The organism is Azoarcus sp. TTM-91 (assembly GCF_012911025.1).
GTDB lineage: Bacteria > Pseudomonadota > Gammaproteobacteria > Burkholderiales > Rhodocyclaceae > Azoarcus.
The window spans coordinates 1-2,208 of sequence record NZ_WUEI01000234.1; the positions used below are offsets into that span (position 1 = coordinate 1).

Below are 2,208 nucleotides of genomic sequence, written 5' to 3' on the forward strand. Positions count from 1 at the left end.
CCGTGACGGCTGGGGCATCGCCTTCTTCGAGGGCCGCGGCGCCCGTGTCTTCCTGGAGCCCCGGGCCAGCGCGGATTCGCCGGTGGCGGAGCTGGTGCGCCACTATCCGATACGTTCGCGCAACATCCTCGCCCACATCCGCAAGGCCACCCAGGGCGCGGTCGGCCTGCTCAACTGCCATCCCTTCCACGCCCGCCTGTGGGGCCGCGACTGGCTGTTCGCCCACAACGGCAACCTGGAAGATTTCCAGCCGGGGCTGGACGGCCCCTGGCGCCCCGCCGGCACCACCGACAGCGAGCGCGCCTTCTGCCTGCTGCTGCAACGCCTGCACCAGCGCTTCGGCAACGGCCCGGCGCCGGATGCCGCCGCCCTGGTGGAAGCGCTGCAGGCCATCAGCGCAGGCATCGCCGCCCACGGCAGCTTCAACTACCTGCTGAGCGACGGCACCATGCTGTACGCCTACCGCAGCACCGAGCTGCATTACGTGGCGCGCGCCTACCCCTTCCGCAGCGCGCGGCTGGTGGATTGCGAGCTGAGCATGGACTTCGCCCTGCACAACCACCTGGACGACTGCATGGCGGTGATCGCCACCCGGCCCCTGACCACCGACGAAGCCTGGCAGCCGCTGCCGGTCGGCGAAGTCTGCGCCTTCATCGATGGCCGCCAGTGGCGCCCGCGCAGCACGCCGGCATCCGCCTTCGGGCTGGCCGTCGCCGTATAGCGGAAGGCATACCCGAGCCGCATCATCTGCAAGCCTGAAAACGTTAGCAGGAATCGAAATTTGGCGATCTGCGCGGCTGCGCTACCGTTGCACTCCCCCAGACGTTCAGCAGAGAAGCCCGCATGTCCCTCCGTCGATTCGCCCGCCGCAGCCTGGCTGCCGCCACCCTCCTCCTCGCCGCGCCCTTCGGCCTCCCCGGCACCCAGGCAAGCGCCCAGGCCGCCGATCAACCGGCCACCATCCGCATCGCCTCGCCCGACCTCAGCGCCGGCCCCAAGCCCTACGCCGGCAGCAGCACGGTATCGCTGGTGCATATCAAGCAGGCGCTGGAGAAGGAGTTCGAGAAGGACGGCATCAAGGTGGAATGGTCCTTCTTCAAGGGCGCCGGCCCGGCGGTGAATGAAGCCTTCTCCAACAAGCAGATCGATTTCGCCTACCTGGGCGACCTCGCCGCCATCATCGGCCGTGCCCGTGGCCTGGATAACCGCTTCCTGGTCGGCATCCGCGGCTCCAACACCTATCTCGGCGCCGCGCCGGAGGCCGGCATCGCCAGCCTGAAAGACCTCAGGGGCAAGCGCGTCGCCCTGTTCCGCGGCACCGCCGACCAGCTCGCTTTCGGCCGCGCGCTGGCCGAAGCCGGCCTCGGCGAACGCGACCTGAAGGTGGTGAACCTAGACTGGACCGCCAGCCGCGCCGCGCTCGCCGCCGGCCAGGTGGATGCCATCTGGCAGGGCGTGCCGGTGCTCGCCCTGCGTGAACGCGGCCTCGCCACCGTGCCCGCCTCCACCAAGCAGATCGCCAACAAGCTCGCCACCACCCAGTCCGGCCTGATCGGCGCCAGCGACTTCATCCAGCGCTACCCACAGCTCACCCAGCGGGTGGTGGACGTGCTGGTGGCCGAAGCCCACTGGGCCGCCCAGCCGGCCAACCGCGCCAGCGTGGAAGAGAGCCTGTCGCAGCAGGGCGGCATTCCGCTGGCGCTGATCCACGGCGAATACGAGGGCGACGATCTGGCCTTCCGCTTCTCCCCGCGCATCGACACCTTCCTGCGCAACAGCCTGGCCGACAGCGTGGCCCAGGCCAAGGAACTCGGCCTGATCCGCCAGACCTTCGACACCGCCGCCTGGGTGGAACCGAAGTTCGTCGAGGCCGCACTGGCGAAGCAGAACCTGCAGGGCTTCTGGCCGGATTACGGCAAGGATGGCAAGGCGGCGGCGCACTGAGGCCTTGGGTCGGGTGGGCTTGGTCCGGTACTCCCGAGCCCTGGCAACCCGGTTGCATGCTTGGCACGCCAGGTGGAATTGAAGGTGGCATCGGTGCCAGGAGCGGCTGGCCAGCGCTGGTGAGCGAGCACGGGCAGTGTTCGGTAAGCCTGGCTACGCGCGATCGTGCCGCACCTGGCGAGGTTTCATCGCAAAGCAGGCCTCCGCCGTGGCCCTCGCCAGGCAAAACAGCCTCACTACCAAGCCGTGCAAGGACTTTTTCCC

Annotated in this window: 2 protein-coding genes; both read left to right on the top strand. The window is 68.9% G+C overall.

The window, feature by feature from the left end; all coding sequences use genetic code 11:
• The coding region (locus GRF61_RS23870) for a class II glutamine amidotransferase (RefSeq protein ID WP_169153109.1) at positions 1–721 on the top strand (721 nt) is incomplete at its 5' end.
• A 122-nt stretch (positions 722–843) separates the two neighbouring features.
• Entirely contained in the window at positions 844–1,944 is a 1,101-nt protein-coding gene (locus GRF61_RS23875) for an ABC transporter substrate-binding protein (protein ID WP_169153110.1), read from the top strand.
• Positions 1,945–2,208 lie beyond the last annotated feature (264 nt).

Excerpts from the sequence above, each read along its gene's own strand:
- GRF61_RS23875 (WP_169153110.1), top strand. The coding sequence starts at position 844 with ATGTCCCTCCGTCGATTCGCCCGCCGCAGCCTGGCTGCCGCCACCCTC.